The sequence below is a fragment of the Elusimicrobium simillimum genome (assembly GCF_049639735.1).
Lineage (GTDB): Bacteria > Elusimicrobiota > Elusimicrobia > Elusimicrobiales > Elusimicrobiaceae > Elusimicrobium > Elusimicrobium simillimum.
Map to the genome: position 1 here is coordinate 1,303,837 of NZ_JBEVVA010000003.1, position 17,205 is coordinate 1,321,041.

General features: G+C 36.4%; 17 protein-coding genes and 1 pseudogene. 11 read left to right on the forward strand and 7 right to left on the reverse strand.

Going from position 1 to position 17,205, the window contains the following annotated elements; all coding sequences use genetic code 11:
• Positions 1-87: 87 nt before the first annotated feature.
• Positions 88-891, reverse strand: a complete 804-nt coding sequence (locus AAIR98_RS06865) for a hypothetical protein (protein ID WP_423971455.1) — start codon at positions 889-891, stop codon at positions 88-90.
• Between the two features lie 351 nt (positions 892-1,242).
• Between AAIR98_RS06865 and AAIR98_RS06870 the strand changes: the two genes are divergently transcribed.
• The 6 genes from AAIR98_RS06870 (at position 1,243) to AAIR98_RS06895 (ending at position 7,166) form a co-directional block, all read left to right on the forward strand.
• Positions 1,243-1,692, forward strand: a complete 450-nt coding sequence (locus AAIR98_RS06870; RefSeq protein ID WP_423971456.1) for a hypothetical protein — start codon at positions 1,243-1,245, stop codon at positions 1,690-1,692.
• Between the two features lie 62 nt (positions 1,693-1,754).
• Positions 1,755-2,204 carry a hypothetical protein gene (locus tag AAIR98_RS06875; protein ID WP_423971457.1) on the forward strand — a complete coding sequence of 150 codons (450 nt, stop codon included), beginning with the start codon at positions 1,755-1,757 and terminating at the stop codon, positions 2,202-2,204.
• A gap of 95 nt (positions 2,205-2,299) precedes the next feature.
• The gene (locus tag AAIR98_RS06880; RefSeq protein WP_423971458.1) at positions 2,300-3,133 is read left to right on the forward strand and encodes a type I restriction enzyme HsdR N-terminal domain-containing protein; all 834 of its coding nucleotides are present in this window, start codon (positions 2,300-2,302) and stop codon (positions 3,131-3,133) included.
• A gap of 131 nt (positions 3,134-3,264) precedes the next feature.
• Entirely contained in the window at positions 3,265-4,323 is a 1,059-nt protein-coding gene (locus AAIR98_RS06885; protein ID WP_423971459.1) for a hypothetical protein, read from the forward strand.
• A 96-nt stretch (positions 4,324-4,419) separates the two neighbouring features.
• Positions 4,420-4,902 (forward strand): protein-tyrosine phosphatase family protein, encoded by a 483-nt coding sequence (locus tag AAIR98_RS06890; RefSeq protein ID WP_423971460.1) that lies wholly within the window; start codon positions 4,420-4,422, stop codon positions 4,900-4,902.
• A gap of 17 nt (positions 4,903-4,919) precedes the next feature.
• On the forward strand, positions 4,920-7,166 hold the full coding sequence (locus tag AAIR98_RS06895; RefSeq protein WP_423971461.1) for an AAA family ATPase: 2,247 nt from the start codon (positions 4,920-4,922) through the stop codon (positions 7,164-7,166).
• Between the two features lie 522 nt (positions 7,167-7,688).
• Here the strand turns inward: AAIR98_RS06895 and AAIR98_RS06900 are convergent.
• The 4 genes and pseudogenes from AAIR98_RS06900 to AAIR98_RS06915 form a co-directional block, all read right to left on the reverse strand.
• Positions 7,689-9,032 carry a hypothetical protein gene (locus AAIR98_RS06900; protein ID WP_423971462.1) on the reverse strand — a complete coding sequence of 448 codons (1,344 nt, stop codon included), beginning with the start codon at positions 9,030-9,032 and terminating at the stop codon, positions 7,689-7,691.
• A 30-nt stretch (positions 9,033-9,062) separates the two neighbouring features.
• A complete protein-coding gene (locus AAIR98_RS06905; RefSeq protein WP_423971463.1) occupies positions 9,063-9,842 on the reverse strand; it encodes a hypothetical protein in 780 nt (259 codons plus the stop codon).
• Positions 9,843-10,155: 313 nt separating this feature from the next.
• Positions 10,156-11,414 (reverse strand): annotated as a pseudogene (locus tag AAIR98_RS06910) (MFS transporter).
• A 194-nt stretch (positions 11,415-11,608) separates the two neighbouring features.
• Positions 11,609-12,070 carry a MarR family transcriptional regulator gene (locus tag AAIR98_RS06915; RefSeq protein ID WP_423971464.1) on the reverse strand — a complete coding sequence of 154 codons (462 nt, stop codon included), beginning with the start codon at positions 12,068-12,070 and terminating at the stop codon, positions 11,609-11,611.
• Positions 12,071-12,227: 157 nt separating this feature from the next.
• Here AAIR98_RS06915 and AAIR98_RS06920 point away from each other — a divergent pair, with 157 nt between their 5' ends.
• A complete protein-coding gene (locus tag AAIR98_RS06920) occupies positions 12,228-12,875 on the forward strand; it encodes an outer membrane beta-barrel protein (RefSeq protein WP_423971465.1) in 648 nt (215 codons plus the stop codon).
• Here the strand turns inward: AAIR98_RS06920 and AAIR98_RS06925 are convergent.
• Positions 12,872-13,330 (reverse strand): MerR family transcriptional regulator, encoded by a 459-nt coding sequence (locus AAIR98_RS06925; RefSeq protein WP_423971466.1) that lies wholly within the window; start codon positions 13,328-13,330, stop codon positions 12,872-12,874. The genes AAIR98_RS06920 and AAIR98_RS06925 overlap by 4 nt on opposite strands.
• Before the next feature lie 120 nt (positions 13,331-13,450).
• On the opposite strand from AAIR98_RS06925, the gene AAIR98_RS06930 reads away from it, so the two are divergent.
• From AAIR98_RS06930 to AAIR98_RS06945, 4 genes are read left to right on the forward strand one after another with little or no spacing between them, the layout of a single operon-like run.
• Positions 13,451-13,987 carry a flavodoxin family protein gene (locus AAIR98_RS06930; RefSeq protein ID WP_423971467.1) on the forward strand — a complete coding sequence of 179 codons (537 nt, stop codon included), beginning with the start codon at positions 13,451-13,453 and terminating at the stop codon, positions 13,985-13,987.
• A gap of 9 nt (positions 13,988-13,996) precedes the next feature.
• On the forward strand, positions 13,997-14,737 hold the full coding sequence (locus AAIR98_RS06935; RefSeq protein WP_423971468.1) for an SDR family oxidoreductase: 741 nt from the start codon (positions 13,997-13,999) through the stop codon (positions 14,735-14,737).
• A 10-nt stretch (positions 14,738-14,747) separates the two neighbouring features.
• Positions 14,748-15,827, forward strand: coding sequence for a metallophosphoesterase (locus AAIR98_RS06940; protein WP_423971469.1), 1,080 nt, complete (start codon positions 14,748-14,750; stop codon positions 15,825-15,827).
• Between the two features lie 58 nt (positions 15,828-15,885).
• Positions 15,886-16,449 (forward strand): thermonuclease family protein, encoded by a 564-nt coding sequence (locus tag AAIR98_RS06945; RefSeq protein WP_423971470.1) that lies wholly within the window; start codon positions 15,886-15,888, stop codon positions 16,447-16,449.
• Positions 16,450-16,493: 44 nt separating this feature from the next.
• On the opposite strand, the gene AAIR98_RS06950 is transcribed toward AAIR98_RS06945, so the two are convergent.
• Positions 16,494-17,204 (reverse strand): phosphatase PAP2 family protein, encoded by a 711-nt coding sequence (locus AAIR98_RS06950; protein WP_423971471.1) that lies wholly within the window; start codon positions 17,202-17,204, stop codon positions 16,494-16,496.
• Position 17,205 lies beyond the last annotated feature (1 nt).

Sequence of the window (17,205 nt, forward strand, 5' to 3'; positions counted from 1 at the left end):
GAAATAGTATACAGCGTAGAAAAAAAGCAGTATAGGACAAGCCAATTTCAAAAAAAATTGGCTTGTCCTATATTTTTATATATTTGATTAGGAAATTCGCTTTTTTCGCTTGGAAACCATCCTTACGGAAGGAGGTATTGCAAGAGAGTATTTTATAAGTAACTTTTGAGTTAAATTATCTCTTGTTTTAATAGGAAAGCCTTGAATCTCAGCATATTCCTCTATAAATTGAGCCCAATTCTTTTCTCTTTTAAACATCGTAGAAATATACTCATTACTTACGACATTCGTATCCTGGGGAATAACTGTCCACAAAAGCTCCCCTATTATTTTGGCTGAAGTAGGAATTTTCTTTATACCTTTTGTGTATAAATACCCAGAAAGCAAAAAGATGATGCGTTTAATTCGGCGGGTAGAGGAATATGTTTCAAAGGGTGCATATCTGTTATGGTAGCCTTGCATATCCTTGTCTTCTGGCAGCAATGAATATATTTGAGTCAAAATATACCTAGTACGAGAGATGGTATTCAAAGATTCGTGCAAATTCTTCAAGATCTTATCCTTACTGGCAAAATCAATTTTTATTGTTTTTGTAGTTAGTATTGGAATCACTTGCTCCACGGTCATTTTTTCAAAATCATAATATTTTTCTGTAATTTCTGGAATAGTTTTGGCCAACTCTGCAAATTTAAAAGCGGCTTTATTTTTAGACGTCACAGGATATTCATTTATTTGTCGAAGAATAGGAATAACTTCTTTAAAGGTAACCTTATATTTTTCAAACTCATTTTTTATTTTTTCATTTTCCAATAGTTCAAGGAAGTTGTCTTCAATATCCGCATCAGATATTCTGTAATTATGTTTAAAAGTTATTTTATCAGTAGGTTTCATATTTAGACTCTATAATTTTTCAAGCGACCTTGCAAAAAAGGACTTGATTTACTTCGGGAAATAAGCGTAAATGTGTGTGGGAGGTAAAGAAGGGCTAATTTTAGTAAAATTGAATTAGCAGGATGTAAATACAATTTAAGAATTTGTTTTTGGAAGCCGGACAGCCCGGCGCAGTTTTGTTAAGAAATTAGCAAAGCAGAGATCAAAGCCAAAAACGAACTCGCCAACTTTGCCATGCCCTCCGGGGCATGGCGGGCGATGTTTCGTTATGGGTGCTTGATCTCTCTCATACGATCATCGCCTTTTTTATTGTCAAAAAGGAGGTGTTCAAAAAATCAAAAGGAGAAAAAAATGAAAAAAAACATAGTAATACTGGCGAGCATACTTTTTATGGCCGCCTGTGCCACTACAGCACAATTAACTTCAGAAGAACAGGTATATTTGGATTCTATCCAAAATGAAACAAATAAAGTTGTTATAGCCAAAGCCGATATAGCAGATGCTTGGGGCAGAGCAAACAGTTACGTGGCTAAAAATTCTTCCATGAAAATACAAACAGCCAATGACCACTTAATTGACACGTATAACCCCACTAACGACAATAGCGCTTACAGCATAACCTATGGATACCGCGTAACAAAAACCCCAGTAGACGGCGGCTATGAGATTGAAATAACATGTTTAAGAAACGCTTCCGCTTATGGCGGATTAGCCAAAAATCAATGCCCTCGTAATGAGAAGATTTTCTCCAACTACTTACGAACAGGCAAATTGCCTTACCCTAACTTAATTGCAAAATAAAATATATGGAGCCTGTCTATTAACAGCTTCAGGCTCCATTTTCAGATTTAAAAGGAGGCGTTATGAAATATTGGATTTTTCAAGGCAACCCCGATGCAGACTGGCTAAAAGGAAAAAAGTTGATTGATGATATTAAAGAGGACGATTACTACATCTGGTCCATAAATCAACATAAAAAAGAAATTCAAAAATACGATGTAGTCCTGTTTTTGATTTCTGGGCCTCAAGGCGGGATAGTATCTGAATTTGTAATACTTGACGTGTTTGAAGAGAAAGGGCAACTTTTTGCAGACATGGTGCGCACGCTAGATTTTGAACCTATTATCAAGCGTGAACAAATTAAAGAAATTATCCCAAATAACGCCTTAATAAAAGCGCGTGTAGGAACTAATTTTGCTATCACACAAGAAGAATACTTTAAAATAATGGAAATTAACAAAGAGCGCGCTATGACACCTGAATTATTAGAAAGTATTATAAACGGAGACCCTGAAAAGAAAGAAGCCGCTTAGTTACACATTGCAAAGGCGAAGAAATTCGCCTTTGCCAATTTTGTTTTTATATATTAAAATAACTATATAAGTTTAATTATTAGGAGGGTTCTAAAATGGCAATAACAGCAAAAGCTGACAAGAGAATAAATGCTAATTTAACAAAATACCAAAATATTCTTAAAGTAGCTAAAGATAGAGATTTAAATGAAAGCGACACAGTAGTTATAATAAGCGACATGATGTCCGATATCTTTGGTTACGACAAGTATCTTGAAGTTACCAGCGAACTTGCTGTTAAAGGCACATGGTGTGACTTAGCCATAAAGATAGAAGGCAAATTTCAGTTTATAATTGAATGTAAGTCTATCGGAACAACCCTGAAAGATAACCACTTAAGACAAGTAGTGGACTATGGCGCAAAATTAGGTGTTCCGTGGGTGGCGCTTACCAACGGTATAGATTGGGAAATTTATAGAATTAAATTTGAACAACCCATTAGCTATGATTTAGTTTGCTCTTTTAATATGTTAGAAGTATCTGCTAAAAAAGAGGATGATTTAGAAAAAATCTTTGTCCTCTGCAAAGGCGGCCTTTCTAAAGACCATAGAGAAAACTTTTACGAAAAAACCCAGTGCGTGAACAGGTTCGTTGTCGGTGGTTTAATTTTATCTGAACCTGTACTTTCTGCAATTAAAAGAGAGTTGCGCAAATTTGCTGACGGAGTTAAGGTAGACAATGATGAGATAGAAAAAATCATTAAAGCAGAAGTTTTAAAAAGAGAAATACTTGAAGGCGACGATGCCGTAAAAACTCTTGCCAAGATCAAAAGATTTTATAGCAAGCAAAACAAGCAAAAAGAAGCCGCTAACTCTGCCGCAAAACAGACTGCGCCCTCTGAAGAACCTGCACCAGCAACAGAAACTCCTTCAGAAAACCAACCGTCTTAATAGTAAAGTAATAAATGCAAAAAGCGAGGCCCAACAGCCTCGCTTTTTTCAGTTATGATAGATAAGCAATTTCATTTTTTATTAAATTTAGTAATATAAAATAATAACATGAGCATTTTTAAGGGGCTAATATGTATAAGACAAAAGGACTTTTTTCTAAGGGAACAAATCTTATTTCAGCTGAAATAGTAGCAAGAGAGTTATATCCATCAGATGACACAATAGATGTGATTCAAACAAATATTGGTTATACACAAGATGAAACCTTTTTAACAGAAATACCCACCCCTAACCTTTCCACTCCAAAACCCGGCGGTTTTTACCAAACATGCTTATGGGGTTCAATAATACTTTCTGTCATTTGCTTACTATCATCCCCCACTCTATTAATTTTTACACTGATTCCACTCATAATCATAATTGTTATAAAGATTATGCAAAGAAATAAAAATAAAAAATACGCGCCTTTGTTTAAAATGCTAAAGGATATGGATTTTAAAAGTTTTAATCAAACAATTAACTCTTTTAATTTGCAACCTAACCTTGGAAAGCACGAAAATCGTATTATTCTTAGGCTTTATACCGAAATACTTGATGACGGTGTAGAGGAGCAAGAAATGGAAAGCATAGCAATTTTGCAAAAAATAGCAAATCCCTTTGATTTAAAAAATATAAATGCATATTATATCTCTCAAATCTTTAATTCGGAACTAAATACACAAATATCATTAGAAGCCTTGAATTATATAAATAAGCTTATAACAACACTAAATTTGACTGAAGAAAATAAGGATAAGTTTGAAAAACTTTTAGATAAAAACAGACAATTTCACGCAGAACCCGCAAAAATTGAACCGTCCTTTCAAATTAAAGAAGATTGTTACTATGAAGGCCATGGTAAAGTTATAACCTTTACGACACTAGGTAGATATTCCCGCAACACTATCAAATACACAAAAAAAGGCTTCAAGGAAAAAGAAGAGGTTGACACTCTTTTAACCGATAAGTGTCTGATACTTATCGGTACAGGAACAACAAAAATTCTTTTTAAAAATATAATGAAAATCAGAATCATGGAAAGATATAAGCTAATTTCCTTTTTGCTTTCCAACAGAAAAGAACCTGTTTATCTATCCACTCCAGACAACGTTAAATTACTCAGCATATTGTCACGCTTAAACAGCAAATAAATAACTTTAAATATCCAATACAGTATTTTTTTTGCAATACCCGATAATTAATATTTGGTAACATAAATTATATACAAAACGGTCAAAGGGGTATTTATGAAAGAAATATATAAAAACTTGTTTGTTGGGAGTGATATAGATTGTTCTCCTCAAAATTTCAAAACCATTCATGCTTGCAAAACTTGCCATCAAAAACATTTAGGCTATCGAGGTAGTCTTCCTCAGAATCATCCAGAATATCTGGTCGCAGAAACTTCAGAACATTTATTTCTAAATATGGTAGACATGGAAAGGGAATTCCTTCCTAAATTTACACATCCGATCATGAATGCAGCTATGAATTTTATAGATAAACATATAGAAAACAATAAAATACTCATTCACTGTAACCAAGGCGCATCTCGCTCTTGCGGTATTGCTCTATTATATTTAGCTAGAAAAGAAGCTATTTCTAAAGAAAATCTTCAAAAAGCAGAATCAGATTTTATAAAAATATATCCTAATGCTAACCTGGGGTTAGGAATAAGACTTTATTTAAATAATAATTGGCAAGATTTAGTCGTAGCGCCTATTTTTTAAGGAAGTGATATTCAGATATGGCAGATATAGAATTTGAAATAAAAGCAAGCAAAATAGGTCCTCATAAAAACTTAAATGCAAAATATGAGGTTAACTCATTGAAAATGGGGATTTTTGCAGAAAATGGCAGGGGAAAAACTTTTTTAAGCAGTCTTTTTAATTTGTTTAAACCAGAAGATAGCATTTTAGAGAGTATTCCAACTGAATTAATATCTTTAGGCGAAACAAATGGAGAATTTTATTTTTCTGTTAAAAATAAAAACTCCCCAACCAAAGATTCTTTTAAGGCAGAACTGAATCGCAGCAATGGCGTTAATATTCCAGAAAGGGGTTCTTATATATTTCATGTTTTTAATGAACATTTTATTAAAAACAATTTACAAACACATTCTTATACCACCGCATTATTAGATGTTCCTGGGGAAATACTTTTAGTTGGTAAAGAGAAAATAGATTTAAAAGAAGAAAAAGAAAAGTTAACAAAAATAAAAGAACAATTTGATGAAAAAGAAAATGCTCTTAAGCGAGAAATCAAAAAACTTCAGGACAGACTAAAAGCTTTAAAAGTATACGCCAGTCTTGAAGAGTTTTCCAAAATAACTTATGAAAATTTTATCACTCCAATTGACGAGACCTTGCCCTCCATTGAGACCATTAAAACTTCTTATGAAAAATCCTCTAGCATGCCAGAAACTAAGGATATTATAGAAATATCTTTTTTACTTGATAAAAAATTTCTAGATAATGTAGAAACTCTTTTAAAAACTTCTTATTCCAAGAGCACCATTTCTGAGATCGTGAAACAACGAATATCTGCTAATTCAGGCTTCTATGAAACCGGGTTAGCCTTAAAAATAGAGGATTCTAAATGCCCTTTCTGCGAACAAAACTTGACTGATGCAGCATTGAAGGTCATAGAGATATATGAGAATTATTTCAATGATGAAGAAGCAAAAGTATTAAAAGAAATAGATAAATTTAAAACCCTTTCGGAAAGCTTAAACAAAAGCTTAATTCTATTAGAAAAAAATTATTTAGTAGCTAAAACAGCTTTTGATGAGATAAAAAGCTATCTGCCGTCTTATTCTAATGTTTCTTTTCCAAATGTAGATCTTTTGGGGAATATAAAACCTTCTTTGGATACACTGATAAAACAATTAGATGAAAAAAAGAAAGATATTGCTTCTAATATACATGAGAATATCGACATAAAAAATATTAAAAATAATTTCACGACATTGGAAAGCATTTTAAAACAATGTAATGCTCATATTCTTGGGATAAATACTGCGAAATCAAAAATCAGCAATGAAATTAGAATGCTTAAAAGACAATTATGCATCTCTGGCTTAAATGATCTGAAAAAAGCAAACAAAGAGCAGATTGAAGAATTATTTAAACTGGTCAAAGATAAAAATGATTTAGAAGTATCTATAAAAGAAAAAGAAAACAATGAAAAAGCTTTAAAAAAGGATATCGTCTATAATGAATTCTCTAGACTAATTCAAAGTTTTTTCCCAAACAAATATTCTTTTGATGTTGAAAGTGGAGAAATAACATTCCAAGACACTTCTATCCAAGACAAAATAAGCTATTTTTTTAGCGAAGGTGAACGTAGGGTTTTAAGCTTTTGCTTTTATTTGGCAATGACACACTCCTTAATAGAAAATGATAGCGAGTATGAAAATCTTTTTTTCATAATTGACGACCCAATTTCAAGCCTAGATTTCAGATATAACTATGCCGTTTGTAACATAATAAAGGACATCTCTCGCCTTTTCCCCAAAATAAAGAGAGAAAGAATAATAATATTTACACATAGTCTAGAATTTATGAGTACCCTTATAAGGAATCATGTTATAAATGGACAGTTTTTTATCTCTAGAGAAGGAGAATTAAAAAGAATGGGGAATAAGGCATTGCTTCCCTACTACTCCCATTTAGAAGATATTTTATATGTTTCTAAATTAATACCTGGTATAGAATGTTCATTCTTACATACAATTCCTAATTCTATCAGACATGTTTTGGAAACTATATGCAAATTTACCGAACACAGAGATAAAAATTTAGACGATTTTATCCAAGAAAACGATATCCTTAAGAGCAATGCGTATTTGCAACAAATGATTAATGACCTATCCCATGGAAACTGGCGATTAGAAAAACCTATTTGTGAAGAGGAACTACAAAAATCCTGTGAAACCGTGTGCAAATACATTGAGTCTAAATTCAAGGGCCAAATAGACAGTCTCTCCGCTTAAAAAACCGAAAACAAAAATACAATCTGAATTTATTGCGAAAAATGACAAAATAATTGTATTTTAATAGCAAATCCACTAACTTTCTGAACGCGGGAATTATGGCCTTTTGTATTGGCAAAAATACCTCTTAAACTCAAATGTTTTAAACACATGGGGAGGTAGCCCTTTCATTGCAGAATCCCTACACACTATAATTAAATTCCGTAGCCCTTAAAGACCTATACCCTATTTTTATTCTTAGGGAATTTGAAATGTTACTCTTTCATTTATATAGGCGAAAGGCACTTCAACACCGAAAAAGAAGCCACTAAAACCCTTTAAAACATGTATTTTCCCTGTTAACAGGGAATAACTGCGAAGATACCTCCGCCATTGCTGTAAGCTAGACGCACTTCATTGCAGCGCACCATTATAAAGGGGCACACTTAAAAGTGTGCCCCTTTTGCATTTTTAAATTATTCCTACCACGAGAGTTTTTGTGGTTTTACCCCTTACTATTCTTGTATAGGTCTATACAATCACCTATTTTCCAGAGGCACTCTTTCTCCCTTTTACATATTCTTTTAATAGAATTTTAATTTTTTCAATCTTTTCTAGACTATTTAACGGGGAGTATTCTTTCACAGCCGGGATAATTTTAGCAAAGCAGTTCATATATTCTTTAAATAAATTAACTTGTTGCTCTTCCAAGATATTAACCGAGCCTTCTATAATGGCCAACTCATCAGAGAGATCTTCATATATTTGAAAAGGAGCGGGAGTTTCACCAAGTTGAAATCTAAAATCATAGTCAAATTTTTGATAATCATCTTCCAAGATCTTTAATTCTATTTTTATTCGCTCAATCTCGCTTCTTTTCCAGGCTATAAAATTTAATAAAAATGAAAGATCTCTACAAATAATAGTATCAACACCTATCTCTGCCTTCTCATTATTTTTTAGATAGGAGAGAAGCTCAGGTAAAAGATTTTTCAAAGTATTAAATGGAATATCAATCGTTTTGGCCGTTATAGTTTCGCGAATTCGCTGTAATTCGCTTTCAATTGCTTCTCCACATGTTTCACCCGTTATAAAAAACCTCAGTCTCTTCCGCACAGTCGCGACACTAATTCTATTGGACAAAAAGTCTCTTTTGATTTTGATCGTAGTATTATAAAGCCTGCTCTTAGAAAAAATTGCTAATATCTTATCTATTAAAAATGTTATCGCAAATAACATAAATGCATATTTTATATCTACCATGTTCAAATCCAATTCTTTAAAACAGGCAAAAACTGATAGTACTGTTCCAATAATTATGACAATAAAAGCCACACGATCAATATAATTATATTTTGAGTTCGGGATAGTATATGAAATATGCTTTCCATAAGTTATATTCATATAAAAAAACAAATAGAAGAATAAAGACCAAAGTATAAGACTTATTGGAATCAAAAAATAATAAATTTTAGGCAGTGGAAAGAAAAGCCACAATACGGCAAGTCCAAAAGTATATATAACGGATAAAAGCCAACAAGAAGGAGTTAAACTATATACTAGAACTGAAAGATGTTCTGTGGATATTAGTGCCCGTTTCTTGATTGCAAGCATATCCACCCTAAACCATACGACTATACAAATATGCCAAACTAAAACTAAAGAGATATAAAGTTGTAAAACACTAGGAAAACAAAAAGGATTTGCACTCGTATCTGAGAGCATTTCCAAAAATAACCATATCAATGCCGCGACTGCAAATATTAGCACTTGGAAACTCAAACCATGCTTTTGTAGGTTCTTTTCTGCCAAATCAGTTTCTGCATCAAGAAGGTGCAATATCTTCTCATCGGCCATTGCGTTAAGTTTATCTTGTTCCTTTTCCATATCTTATTATAATAATTTAAAATTATTTCCTTAAAGACTTTGAGTCCATATTTTTTTCCTGCTCTCTAAAGAATTGACAACTTCTTTCTTTAAAACGTCTACTGAGATTATCATTGCAAAAAGTAAATAATATATTTCTTCAGAAGAAAAAGAAACAATTTCTCCCTTTTTAAAAATTTTATTTTGCATAGTTATGGAAAAAGAAAATTCCAAAGACCCGTTTGGTGCTTTTATGTGTCTACCTAATGGGACCTGAACTTCCTCACCTGTATCTATATTTTTGATTATACTATTAAAAACCGGGAGAACTAAAATAAGATTTTCCTTGTCCACGATGCTCATATTGTGGGTTATTATATTTCTTATATCCTGTATAGCCTGCAAAAAAGCCAGGTCTAATTTCTGACTATTTATTAACAAAGCAACTTGTTTTAATTTCTCAGGAAAAGATTTTCTAGAAAAATTTTTAACCGCCGTACCCATTGATAAACCAGCTGTCTCTTTGTCATTATCAATTGAGTGAAAAAAGCTAAATATCTTTACCATCGTTTTTTCGAATAGCTCTATCATTTCTCTTAACGAATTTTTTACTACAAAACTCTTGAATTCATCAAATATCTCCAGAAAAGATTCTGATTTTACTGGAAGGGAAAAGAGAGAGGCGCCATCTACAATGTCCCATGATTCAATATTAATCTTATTTTTACCATTTAATGCTATTGCAAGAAAAAGGGATGCCCTGCTTATTCCACACATTGTTGGATAAAAAAGCGTCTCAATATTTTTTTTATTATTTGAATATTTCTGCATAATTCTATTTTACCAATTCCCCGATATTTTTCTAAGGAATTGGAGCAGACTTGTAGTTTTCATAGTCTTTGTAATGCAAATAGAATTGAATATCTCTATCATAAAAACTAACGCATTTCATAATTTTCCCACTATTTCTTCAAGCTGCTCTTCCATGGTTGCACAATGATCTAGATTAAACATATGCGAAGATTCTACTGTTTTAATATTCTTATTCATAAGCTACTCTCCTTTTTTTATCTTTTTGTTTTAAATATAAATAGAACAGAAACTTTGATAGATTCATCAACCCCAGTATCTTTTCTTTACTAGATCACATTAAATATTCAGATTCTATCCCGTAGAAAATACGATGGGTAAAGACTGTAATACCCAGTATTATTAACCCCGCCGCGTAAAATGGGGAATACATATTACCGTCTATATTGTCAAAAATAATGCCATATATAAATTGCCCCAACGCAATCGTGCACATACAAACACAAATAAAACATGAAATAACCTTGCCAATTAAGTCTTTGGGCGTTAAAAGCTGCAAATATGTCATTACCTGAATTTGAAATAATGTAGATAACGCCACTAATAAACTTCCCCCCGCCACCAGCATAATATAAACCACCATTGGCACTTTTAACGCGTGCAGCGCGCCACCAGCCACAAGCATAGACAAAGCGCAGCCCGCTAAAATAAACGGGCACGCCTTTGAAGTTAGCTTTTTTGACAGCATTCCCGCGCCCAGGCCCCCCAGCACGGCGCCCGCGCCTATAGCGCCTTGCGCGTAGCCGTATAAACGGCTGGCGCTATCCTGCCCAAACCCCAAATACCGGGTAATTAAAACAGGAAATCCTATCAAAACTAAAGGCGTTAGAAACAAGTTAATAGCCGCGAATATTAAAGATAACTTCCACAAAACAGGCTGTCTGTTAAACATAAAGTTAAAACTTTCTTTAAGATCATTAAACCCGGTAACAAAAATATTTGAGGTTGTTTTCTTCTTCTCAAATGGAATATTAATAAAAATTTCCATTACCGCCGAAGCAAAAAAGCAAACAATACTTACATAAAGAATAGGCGCCAGCCCAAAGACGGAAAACAATATCCCCCCGCCACCGGCCCCACCATACTTGACAAAGACGTTATCAGGTTAATAATAGAATTGCCCTGCATTATATACTTCTTTTCCAGCAAAACAGGCACACTGGCCTGCACTGCCGGCTGATAGGCGCCCTGTATTGCGTACAAAATAACCATTGTAACAGCGATAAGGGGCACAACACCCACCTTTCCCGCCATCAAATAAAACAAGCATATAAGCACGGCAGTGCTAAAATCCAAAATCACCATAATATTTCTTTTATTACCGCGGTCGGCAATTATCCCCCCTATAGGGAATAATATAAGCATAGGAATAAAAGAGACCGCCAAAATTGTGCCAAACAAAGCCGCGGAGCCTGTCTCCCGCAACAAATACAGCGGCAGGGCGTACCTTAATATCTGGTTGCCGAATATAGAAATAATCTGCCCCGCCGCCACAAGCATAAAATCTTTTGAAAACGGAATTTTCTTACACATAAAAATTACTTCTCCTTTTAATAGGCCCTACAAACAGGTTATCTTTCTTCTGACAAACCATGCTTTTGTTTCCATGGAAGCATAATTATAATATCACTATTTTGCTTCCTTGTCAACAAAATGGCAATAAAAATATAGCCCGCCCCCGTTGTGGGGCGGGCCGCGCTTTACCGCTTAAATTTAATCCCGGGCGCTTATTTAGCGCCGCGTTTATTTATTTCAGTGTCCAGGTGTTTGTTGTATTTTTCCACAAAGCTAAGTATGCTGTCAAACTGCTGGGCGGTTACACTGTCAAACACAACTTTATCACGTTTAGCAAACTCTTTATGCAGACTTTCATGTGTTTTATTAACCGCCTTACCCCGTTTAGTGAGCTTAAAATAAATTTCTTTTTTGTTATCCGGGCTGCGGTAACTTTCTATAAGGCCTTTTTTCAATAATTTTTTAGTTAGCTTGCTTATTGCGCCGCTGGTCATGTAAAAATACTGCGCAAGCGTTGTCACATTGGCCCCGCTGTTGCCGGCTATATATTCAATGCAGTGCACCTCAGAAGACTTATAACCTTTAAGGCAGTCTTCCATCTTCAGCTTATTAAGCCAGGACATCTTATTATATATATTCCTAAAACCCGCCAGAACCTGCGCTCTTTTGTTCATATAACCATCACCTGCCTGATATTTTAATTATAACTTTTTATTTCTGTTTCTTTAAAGCTTTTAACCTTTATGGTAAATAAGATTATAAAAATTCTACCGCTCGGTATATTTTTTTGTTATACTGTTTGTATAAATAATTTGTCAAAGGTTATATTTAATGAAAAAATTTTTGCTGGCTTTACTCGCGCTTATGCCCCTGTCCCCTTTATGCGCGGTTGAATATAAAAAAGGCGACGTACAGTTAAGCGTCTCAATATCCACAGCCTACCCGTTTTTGGGCACCTGGGGCGGGGAATATTATGTGGATAACCTAACCACTGGCGTAAGGCATGACGCAAAACTTGGTAAATGGAGCGTTGGCAGTAATTTGGAGGCGGTTTACTTTCTTAACAGCAGCATTGCCGTAGGACTGCAAACGGGCCACAATGAATTTGCCGACGTTATCGCCAGCGGCGTAGAAGAAGAAGTGGGCACAAATATTTCAAATATAATGTTTTTAACAAGATATTATTTTAATCCCGCCGCCAAATTTAAATATTATACCGCGGCTTCTATAGGCATAGCATTTCTTAAAGCATACGCTGATTTAGCCAAAAGAGAAGAGTTTGAAGACACTGGTTTTGGCGCTAAATTAGGTTTTGGCACGGAATATTACTTTGGCAAGAAGTGGGGCACCGGCGCTGAGTTAAGGTACAACCACAACACTTTTAAAGTAGACAAAAACATATCCAACGGCGACAGAGTGCGCCTCTACCCGCGCGCTAACTATTTTTCATTTTCACTGCGTTTATTTCGCAAGTTTTAGCTTACTCCGCAGGTTGTGCATTTTTGCTTTGTAGAACAGTTTTCTTTTTTAAGCGCGGCAAGATACTTTTTATGTTTTTGCACATAATCCAGACCGTGCTTTGCCGCCGTGTTGTAATACCAGATTTTAAAGTTAACTTTTTCTAAGTGTTTGTTTAACAGCGCCATTTGCTGTTCTATATTCTTTTTTTGCTGCTTAAACAGCTCAAGCCTTTGCCCTACGGTGCTATCCCCTTTTTGGCACAGTTCTATAAACTCTCGTATCTGCCGCACGGGCATGCCTGTTTGTTTAAGGCAGGTTATTATGCTAAGCCATTCAAAATCACTTTCCTTAAAGCTGCGTATGCCGCTGTCCGTCCTGTCCACAAAAGGCAGTAAACCCTCTTTATCATAATAGCGCAGCGTATGCGCGGTTAAGCCGTAAATCTCGGCTACTTGGGCTATGGTATATTTCATAAATCCTCCGTTTGTTACCCCTATTATAGCACAATTAAAAAATAAAGCTTGACTTAGAGTTAACTCTAAGGTTTATACTATACTTGTACAATGTTTTTAATGAGAGGCTTAATAAAATATATGGCAAAACAAATATTAGTTATTTCAGGCAGCCCAAGAAAGGGCGGCAACTCAGACATTCTTTGTGACGAGTTTATAAAAGGCGCAAAAGAAAGCGGACACACCGCTGAGAAAGTATTTATAAGCGGTAAAAATATAGCTTATTGCAAAGGCTGTATGGCGTGCATGAACACGGCTAAATGCGTTATCCAAGACGACGCGGCGGACATTCTTGATAAAATGGTACAGGCGGACATAATTGTCTTTGCCACACCCATATATTTTTACAATATGTCAGCCCAGCTTAAAACGCTTATAGACCGCTCTTGCCCGCGCTATACGGAAATGAGCAACAAAGATTTCTATGTTATCATGACAGCCTTTGACAGCAGTAAGAGCACCACCGCAACCACCGTAGCGGGCGTACAAAGTTTTATTGACTGCCTTGAAGGCGGAGAAATAAAAGACACGCTTTTCGCCAGCGGCGTAAACGCCGTGGGAGAAGTAAAAAATACAAAATTTATGCAAGCCGCCTACAACATGGGCAAAAAAATATAGGAGAGTATTATGGGAAATATAAAGGGTAAAGTAGTAATTATAACAGGCGCCAGCAGCGGCCTGGGCGAAGTAACGGCAAAAAAGTTAGCAGCAGAGGGCGCGACACTAGTTTTAGCCGCCAGAAGAGAAGACAGGCTTAACGCCATAGTTAACGATATTGAGGCAAAAGGCGGCAAAGCCTCCTACTACGTAGTAAACGTAACCAATAAAGAAGAACTTAAAAATATGGTCGATTCCGCCGCCAAAAGGTACGGCAAGGTTGACGTTATGGTTAACAACGCGGGTATTATGCCCGCAGCCCCCCTCTCGCTTTTAAAAACCGACGAATGGGATAATATGATAGACGTAAACATAAAAGGCCTGCTTTACGGCGTAGCCGCCGTACTGCCGCTGTTTGAGGCCCAGGGCAAAGGGCATATTATTAACATAGCCTCTATAGCGGGTTTAAAAGTAGCGCCGGGTAACGTAGTATACTGCGCCACAAAGCACGCGGTAAGGGCGATATCAGAAGGCATACGCATGGAATACCTTGGCAAAATAAGAAGCACCATAGTTTCCCCCGGTTACACAGAGTCAGAACTTAAATACTGCTCCAGCGACCCTGCCACCAAAGAAGCAACTATAGCAGGCTACGCGGAACATGAAATACCGGGCACAACCGTGGCCGACGCCATAGCCTACGCCATTTCGCAGCCGGATAATACCAGCATAAGCGAAATTGTGATAAGGCCCACCACGCAGGAATTTTAGGAGACGCTTAATGATAATGGTTTTACAATTAGCTCTTGTTGTAGTTTTAAATATTTACCTGCCGTGGCGCATTGGCGGGGGCCTGCAAAGCAAAATATGGCTGTACGCTTTATTTGCCGCCGGCATAGCGTCAGCGCTTATAGTAATGCAGTTGGTTACAAAGTATGACAACGTGCTTGTAAACGCGTACTATAACATAACGTCGGCCTGGTTGGGTATATTTTTATACCTCACATGTTTTATGGTTATTTTTGAGGTTATTAACCTTATACACCGCCTGCCACGTTCCGCAAGCGCGTGGGTTATAATAGGTTTAACGGCGGCGGTGGCGGTGTACTCGCTTATTAACGCGGCTGTTTTCAAAACTGTCAGCGTTGATATAACGCTAAAAAATCTTAAACAAGAGGTTCGCGTAGCGCAAATTACGGACGTGCACCTTGGCGCCGCGCGCGGCAAAAATTACCTGCAAAAAATAATTAATAAAACCAATGAGCTTAAGCCTGATATAGTTGTAATCACAGGCGACATAACGGACAGTAAAGTTGCCTTAACTAAAAACATGTTTACCCCGCTAAAAGATTTACAGGCCCCCGCCTACTTTGTATCCGGCAACCATGACGTGTACGTAGGCCTGCCTGAAATTTTAGCTAAGATACGGGAAAACAATGTGCGGGTTTTACAGAACGAAACTCTGCTTACCAACGGCATAAAGCTTATAGGCCTTAACTATATGAAAGCGGACGATTCCGTCTACGACCCGCACCAGGTAACAGACGAAACTATTAAAGACACTTTGCCTACGCTAGATCTTAGCGGTGACATGCCCAAAGTAGTTTTACACCACGGCCCCTGGGGCTTGGAGTATATGAATGAACACGGCGTTGACCTGGTAATAGCGGGCCACACGCACGGCGGGCAGTTATTCCCCGCTACGTTTTTGGCTAAGGCGGCGTTCCCGTACAACAAAGGCTTGGCGGAGTATAAAGGCACACGCATATATGTATCACAGGGCGTGGGCACGTTTTTACCCAAAATGCGTTTAGGTACAAATAACGAGCTTACCCTTATAACCCTAAAACCTGCAAACTAATAACAATAATAAAAAAGGCGCTTATCCACGGGCGCCTTTTTTATTGTTAAAATATCTTATGGCTAAATGTAAAAGAACATCAGGCAATAAAAAATTAAACAAACAGCTTAACAAACTGATAGCGCTTGTAATAACGCTTATCATAGGCGCGTTTTTCGCCCAAAACAGTTTAAAGTATGACGATGCCCCGCGCGTTATAGGCACTGTAGAGGGCAAAGTTATAAAGGTATCAGACGGCGACACTATTACCGTTTTAAACGCAGACAAGCAACAGCTTAAAGTAAGATTATACGGCATAGACGCGCCCGAAACAAAACAAGTTTACGGCAATGCTTCCCGCAAGGCTTTAGCTGCCATGATAGCCGGGCAACAAGTTACTTTAAATGTTTTAGAAATAGACCAATACGGCCGTTCTGTAGCTAAGGTTAGGTTTAATGATACCGATATAAACCGCAATATGGTAGAAGATGGCCATGCCTGGGTATACACGCAATACTGCAAAACATTAGGCTGCGAAAGGTTGGAAGAATTACAATACCGCGCCCGCCAAGACAAAATAGGTTTGTGGAAAGACAAAAACCCCACCCCGCCCTGGACCTGGCGCAAAAATAATAAAAAATAAATAAAAAGGCGCAGACAACTGGCGCCTTTTTGCTTACCTGTTATTTAATCAAGCATAGCTACGGCGGGAAATTTCTTATTCACCCGCTTAACAAACAAAACCAAAAGCAATATTATAAACCATGCGCCAAGCATTGTTATTAAAGTGTGTGTGAGAAAGTGCTCACCCCTCAGCATTTGGTATATACCCATAGCCAAGCCTGAAGATAAACCCGTAATAAGCCCGGCTATTTTATATTTTTTCCTTTTAAAACAAAAAAACAAACACATAAGCGCGAACCCGCCGCTGGCGTGCCCGGCAGGAAAGCACCTGCCTTTTTTATTTGCCGCGCGGTCAAAATCCGGCGGATAGGAACTAAAAACTTTGGCATAAGGTTTGTCCGCGCAGTAGCACGCCAGTTGTGCGGGGCAGTAAACATTAGTATATTTTTTAGCGCCGGCCAGCGTTAGCGGTACCAAAGCCATTGTTAAAATAAACAATAGGCAGCCATACCTGTACTGCCTTAATTTTGTGTTTTTAAAAGAATAAGCAAACAATCCTATAACCAATATGCTTAAAGCTATAATTAATATTTTTATACCGTCATACAACAAAAAATGTAAAACCGTATTAACGCTTTTATTTAACACCCACGAGCAAGTACTAAAATCAAAAAACATGTTTTGTACTTTTATGTCCATGGATGTAAACTGCTCCGCCAGTAAAACTACACCAAGCAGCAAGGCTGTAATTATAAGTTGTTTTTGTATTTTCATT

Coding starts and splice junctions, on each gene's coding strand:
- AAIR98_RS06885 (WP_423971459.1), top strand. CDS start 3,265: ATGTATAAGACAAAAGGACTTTTTTCTAAGGGAACAAATCTTATTTCA.
- AAIR98_RS06875 (WP_423971457.1), top strand. CDS start 1,755: ATGAAATATTGGATTTTTCAAGGCAACCCCGATGCAGACTGGCTAAAA.
- AAIR98_RS06930 (WP_423971467.1), top strand. CDS start 13,451: ATGGCAAAACAAATATTAGTTATTTCAGGCAGCCCAAGAAAGGGCGGC.
- AAIR98_RS06950 (WP_423971471.1), bottom strand. CDS start 17,204: ATGAAAATACAAAAACAACTTATAATTACAGCCTTGCTGCTTGGTGTA.
- AAIR98_RS06905 (WP_423971463.1), bottom strand. CDS start 9,842: ATGCAGAAATATTCAAATAATAAAAAAAATATTGAGACGCTTTTTTAT.
- AAIR98_RS06915 (WP_423971464.1), bottom strand. CDS start 12,070: ATGAACAAAAGAGCGCAGGTTCTGGCGGGTTTTAGGAATATATATAAT.
- AAIR98_RS06880 (WP_423971458.1), top strand. CDS start 2,300: ATGGCAATAACAGCAAAAGCTGACAAGAGAATAAATGCTAATTTAACA.
- AAIR98_RS06870 (WP_423971456.1), top strand. CDS start 1,243: ATGAAAAAAAACATAGTAATACTGGCGAGCATACTTTTTATGGCCGCC.
- AAIR98_RS06890 (WP_423971460.1), top strand. CDS start 4,420: ATGAAAGAAATATATAAAAACTTGTTTGTTGGGAGTGATATAGATTGT.
- AAIR98_RS06920 (WP_423971465.1), top strand. CDS start 12,228: ATGAAAAAATTTTTGCTGGCTTTACTCGCGCTTATGCCCCTGTCCCCT.
- AAIR98_RS06895 (WP_423971461.1), top strand. CDS start 4,920: ATGGCAGATATAGAATTTGAAATAAAAGCAAGCAAAATAGGTCCTCAT.
- AAIR98_RS06935 (WP_423971468.1), top strand. CDS start 13,997: ATGGGAAATATAAAGGGTAAAGTAGTAATTATAACAGGCGCCAGCAGC.
- AAIR98_RS06900 (WP_423971462.1), bottom strand. CDS start 9,032: ATGGAAAAGGAACAAGATAAACTTAACGCAATGGCCGATGAGAAGATA.
- AAIR98_RS06925 (WP_423971466.1), bottom strand. CDS start 13,330: ATGAAATATACCATAGCCCAAGTAGCCGAGATTTACGGCTTAACCGCG.
- AAIR98_RS06945 (WP_423971470.1), top strand. CDS start 15,886: ATGGCTAAATGTAAAAGAACATCAGGCAATAAAAAATTAAACAAACAG.
- AAIR98_RS06940 (WP_423971469.1), top strand. CDS start 14,748: ATGATAATGGTTTTACAATTAGCTCTTGTTGTAGTTTTAAATATTTAC.
- AAIR98_RS06865 (WP_423971455.1), bottom strand. CDS start 891: ATGAAACCTACTGATAAAATAACTTTTAAACATAATTACAGAATATCT.